We start from the raw sequence: 4,448 nt of genomic DNA, 5'->3' as shown, positions 1-4,448 counted from the left end.
GGGGGGCGGCTGTGCATTGTGATTGCGTGGGGCCGGCCCGCCATGGGAGAGGACGGGAAGGGCGCGGATGGTGCGCGCCTGCCGGAGGTGCATGATGGCAGACCAGGTTCCGCTTCATTTCGTGACCCTGCTGGGGAGCCTGCGCAGGGCTTCGCTCAATGCCGCCGTGGCCAAGGCGCTGCCCGCGCTGGCGCCCGAGGGGGTGAGCATCGGCGCGCTGGGCTCGGTCGGGGCGTTTCCGCTCTATGATGCCGACGTGCAGGAGCAGGGATTTCCGGCGCCCGTTCTGCTGATGGCGGAGCAGATCCGTGCGGCCGATGGGGTGATTATCGTGACGCCCGAATATAATTACTCGGTGCCCGGTGTGCTGAAGAATGCCATCGACTGGCTCTCACGCGTGACGCCGCAGCCGCTGGCGGGAAAGCCGGTGGCGATCCAGACGGCTTCGCCGGGTATGATCGGCGGGGCGCGGGCGCAGTATCATCTGCGTCAGAGCCTGGTCTTTCTCGATGCCATGGTGCTCAACCGGCCTGAGGCGATGATCGGGCAGGCCGGGCAGAAGATCGATGCCGAGGCGCAGGAACTGACCGATGGCGCGACACGCGATTTTCTGGCGCGGCAATTGGTGGCGCTGGCGGCGCTGGCACGGAAGCTGAAGGCGTAAGAGCCTGACCAGGGCGGTTGTGCCCTGGTCGGGTGTGACCGGTGGCGTGGTGGCGTGGTGGCGTCAGGCGGCGGGCAGGGTGCTGGTGGCGCCGTAGCGGACCTGTTTCTGCTTCAGCCAGCGGCGGTAGGTGACCGAGAGGGAATCCGCGCGGGTCGGGATTTCGGCGCGGGCGTCCAGCGGCAGCAGGCGGGGGCGCTGGTTTTCGAGAATGATCCGGTCCTGGAGGAAAATCTTCTGCTGGAACTGGATCAGGTCGGCCTGGGTCGAGAAATCGTCGATCAGGAACATGACCGGGTGGGCGCGGCAACGCTCGGGCTCGGTCGGCTGGACGAACAGGGCGATGACGTCGGGGCGTAGCGCGTCGTTGGGGCAGGTCTTGTACAGCAGGGTCACGAAGGGCGAGGCGACGCGGTAGATATAGCCCGTGTCCTGCCCGCCCACCGCCGACAGCGCGGCCTGCGGCTGGTGGAAACGGCAGTCGGTGGCCCAGATTTCATCGACGTCGCGCCGCCATTCGGTGTGGTAGCGCAGGACTTCTGTCTGGGGTTCGGCGCCCAGGATGTTGGTGTGGACGAAGGGGAAATGCGCCATGTCGAGGAAGTTCTCGACCACGCGCAGGCCCGAGGCGTGGACGTCGATCGAGCCGCAGCAGACCAGGCGGCGGTCGGGCTCGTCGGCTTCGGGGATCGCGAGCGGGGTAGCGGGTGGCGTGCCGAGGCTGGTCCAGAGGCAGCCATAGCGTTCGGCGACCGGCAGGGGGGTGTCGTGTCCCTGGGCGTGGACGGTTATCGCGGCGTCCGCGTCGCGCTGGATGGTCAGGTCGATGCCCAGCAGGCGGGTCGTGGCGGGGGCTGTGCCCAGTGTTTCGAGAAAGCCGACCGCGTGCCAGGAATCCAGCACGGCGCGGTCGTTCTGGTCTGCGCGATGGGTCATGGGATTCTCCTTACCGGACGTCGCGGTGATAGGGGACGCCGAGTGCCGCCGGGGCGGCCATGATGCGGCGCATGCGGTGCCAGACGACCACCGGCACGATGATGAATGCGATCGTGCCCAGATAGGGCAGCATGTTCAGGAAAGCGGGGGCGATCGGCCAGTTGCGGGCCTGCCCGACGAAGGAAAGCGCGGTGATGAGCCCGAACAGCAGGCCCGACAGGGTGGCGCCGAAGGGCCGGTAGCCGGCGAAGATGACCAGGGCCAGCGCGATCCAGCCCCGGCCCGCCACCAGCCCCTCCGACCAGACGGGGACGTAGGTGAGGGTGAGGTAGCCGCCGGCGGCTCCGGCGAGGCCGGCGCCCAGCGTGACGTACCAGAAGCGCAGGGCGGTGACCGGCAGGCCGGCGGCGTCGGCCGCCGCCGGATTTTCGCCGACCGCGCGCATCGCCAGGCCGTGGCGGGTGTGGAACATGACCCAGTGCGCCAGGGCGGGCAGCACCAGATAGATGAGGTAGATCGGCAGGTTCTGCCCGAAGAAGGCGGGGCCGATGATCGGCAGGGAGGACAGGCCGGGGACGGGCACGCGGCCGAAGGTGGCGGGCGAGGGCACGCCCGCGTAATCGTGGCCGATGCTGGCCGACAGACCGAGGCCGAGAAAGGTGATGGCCAGGCCGCACAGCACCTGATTGGCGCGGACGATGACGGTGGCGAAGGCGAAGACCATGCCGCCGGCCGCCCCCGCCATGGTCGCGGCCAGCAGGCCCAGCCACGGGTTGGGGGTGGCGACCACGGTGATGATGGCGATGACCGCGCCCAGCGACATCAGCCCCTCGACGCCGAGATTGGTGACGCCCACGCGCTCGGCCAGGACTTCGCCCAGGGCGGCCAGGGCCAGGACGCCGCCGGCGAGGACGGCGGTGGAGAGCATGCCGGTCAGGAGTGCGATCATGGCCGGGCCTCCTTGCCGACGGTAACGGGGGCGACGGTAGCGGGGCGGACCGTCACGGGTTGGTAGTGCGCCAGTTCGTCGGCGATGGCGATCATGAACAGCACCAGTCCGGTGATGGCCAGCACGGCCGAGCCGGTCAGTTGCTGGGTTTGCAGCACGATGCCGGCATTGAGGATGAAGGCCATCAGCAGGGCGGCGGGCAGCACGTTGAGGCAGGACCCGCGTGCCAGAACCGCGACGACGATGCCGAAATAGCCGAAATTGTTGGCCAGTCCGCCTTGCAGCCGGTGCACGGTGCCGGCGACTTCGAACACGCCCGCCAGGGCGGCCAGCCCGCCGGACAGCAGCATGACGCCCAGGATGCGGGCGCGCACCGGGATGCCGGCGTAGCGGGCGGCCTGTTCGTTCGCGCCGCCGATGGTGATCTGGTAGCCCCAGCGTGTGCGGGTGGTCAGCCAGGCCAGGGCGAGCACGATGACCAGCGCGATCGGGAAACCCCAATGGACCACGCCCCAGATTTCGGGAATGCGTACCGGCAGGCGGCCGGTCGAGGCCAGCGCGCCGGTGACGCGGTCGTGCCATGGGCCGACCGCCAGGTAGGTGGTGAGCAGGCCCGCGACGAAATTGAGCAGCAGGGTGGTGATGATCTCGTTGACGCCGGCATAGGCGCGGGCCAGGGCGGGGACCAGAATCCAGCCCATGCCGCAGGCGATGCCGCTGGCCGCCATCAGCGGCAGCACCAGCCACGCGGGGCCGGGCAGGAACAGGCCGATGGCCGTGGCGCCGATGGCGCCGGCGTAGAACTGGCCCTCGGCGCCGATATTCCATACGCCGATCCGCCCGGTGACGGTGACGGCCGCGCCGGTCAGCAGCAGGGGGGTGAGGAACAGGGCGAGGTCTTCCAGCCCGAAGCGCGAGCCCACGGTGGAACGGACCACCAGGTCGGCCAGCAGGCGGGGGTCGCGGCCCGACAGCGCGAGGAACAGGGTGGTGATCGCCAGCGCGGTGACGACGGCACCCGCGCGCCACGCCAGCCTGCGGGCCGGTGTGACGGTGGGTTGGCGTTGCAGCGTGCCGGCCATCAGGCTTGTCCTCCGTCCTGTGTCGGGCCGTCCGGTGTCGAGCCGCCATCTGTGGTGCCGTTATGGGCCGAGCGGCCGCCCATCAGCAGGCCGATCGTTTCCATGTCCGCCGTCGCGGCGTCGATCGTGGCCATCAGTCGGCCGTGGAACAGTACGCCGATGCGGTCGGCGACGTTCAGGAGTTCCTCCAGGTCCTCTGAGACCAGGACCACCGCGACGCCCTGGTCGCGCAGTTCGGTCAGGTAGCGCAGGACGGTGGCGATGGCGCCGATATCGAGCCCACGGCTGGGGTAGGCTGCGACCAGCACCCGGCTGGCGATGCGGATCTCGCGCCTTGCCACCAGCCTTTGCTGGTTGCCGCCGGACAGGTTGCGGATGGGGGTGGCGAGGTCGGGCACCCTGACCTCGGCGGCTTCGACAATGGTCTGGGCCAGGTGGTTGGCGGCGGTACGGTCGTAGAGGCCGTGGCGGCCGATCGGCGGCCGGTCATATTCGCGCAGCGCCATGTTGTCGGTGATGTCCAGCGCGGGGGCCAGGCCGCTGCGCAGGCGGTCTTCGGGGATGTGGCCGATGCCGGCGCGGGCGAAGGCGGCGGGGTCGGCCAGTGGGGCCGGGGTGCCGTCGAGCAGGATTTCGCCCGCCGACAGGGGCATCATGCCGGTGAGGACCTGCGTGAGTTCGCGCTGGCCGTTGCCGGCGACGCCGGCGATGCCGAGGATTTCGCCGCCATGCAGGTCGAGCGTGACGTCGCGCAGGGTTTCCACGCCGCGCGGGTCGCGGCAGGTGGCGCCGCGCAGGCTGAGGACCGGGGTGGGGG

At 69.9% G+C, this 4,448-nt stretch carries 5 protein-coding genes; 1 reads left to right on the top strand and 4 read right to left on the bottom strand.

Features of this window, described 5'->3' with window-relative positions:
• The first annotated feature begins 94 nt into the window (after nt 1-94).
• Entirely contained in the window at nt 95-664 is a 570-nt protein-coding gene (locus tag ABF821_RS20080; RefSeq protein ID WP_182973345.1) for an NADPH-dependent FMN reductase, read from the top strand.
• 63 nt (nt 665-727) lie between these two features.
• Here ABF821_RS20080 and ABF821_RS20075 read toward each other — a convergent pair whose 3' ends face one another.
• The 4 genes from ABF821_RS20075 to ABF821_RS20060 all read right to left on the bottom strand — a co-directional run.
• The gene (locus ABF821_RS20075; protein ID WP_415531361.1) at nt 728-1,600 is read right to left on the bottom strand and encodes an aromatic ring-hydroxylating dioxygenase subunit alpha; all 873 of its coding nucleotides are present in this window, start codon (nt 1,598-1,600) and stop codon (nt 728-730) included.
• A 10-nt stretch (nt 1,601-1,610) separates the two neighbouring features.
• Nucleotides 1,611-2,549, bottom strand: a complete 939-nt coding sequence (locus ABF821_RS20070) for an ABC transporter permease (RefSeq protein WP_415531360.1) — start codon at nt 2,547-2,549, stop codon at nt 1,611-1,613.
• A complete protein-coding gene (locus ABF821_RS20065; RefSeq protein WP_415531359.1) occupies nt 2,546-3,631 on the bottom strand; it encodes an ABC transporter permease in 1,086 nt (361 codons plus the stop codon). Before ABF821_RS20065 ends, ABF821_RS20070 begins: the two co-directional genes overlap by 4 nt.
• Nucleotides 3,631-4,448: ATP-binding cassette domain-containing protein (locus ABF821_RS20060; protein WP_415531358.1), on the bottom strand; the 818-nt coding region annotated here is incomplete at its 5' end. The genes ABF821_RS20060 and ABF821_RS20065, both read right to left, overlap by 1 nt.

The organism is Gluconacetobacter sp. (genome assembly GCF_047721585.1).
GTDB classification, from domain to species: domain Bacteria; phylum Pseudomonadota; class Alphaproteobacteria; order Acetobacterales; family Acetobacteraceae; genus Gluconacetobacter; species Gluconacetobacter dulcium.
Note: the sequence above shows the minus strand (reverse complement) of the source record. Positions and strands in the feature narration are given on the sequence as shown.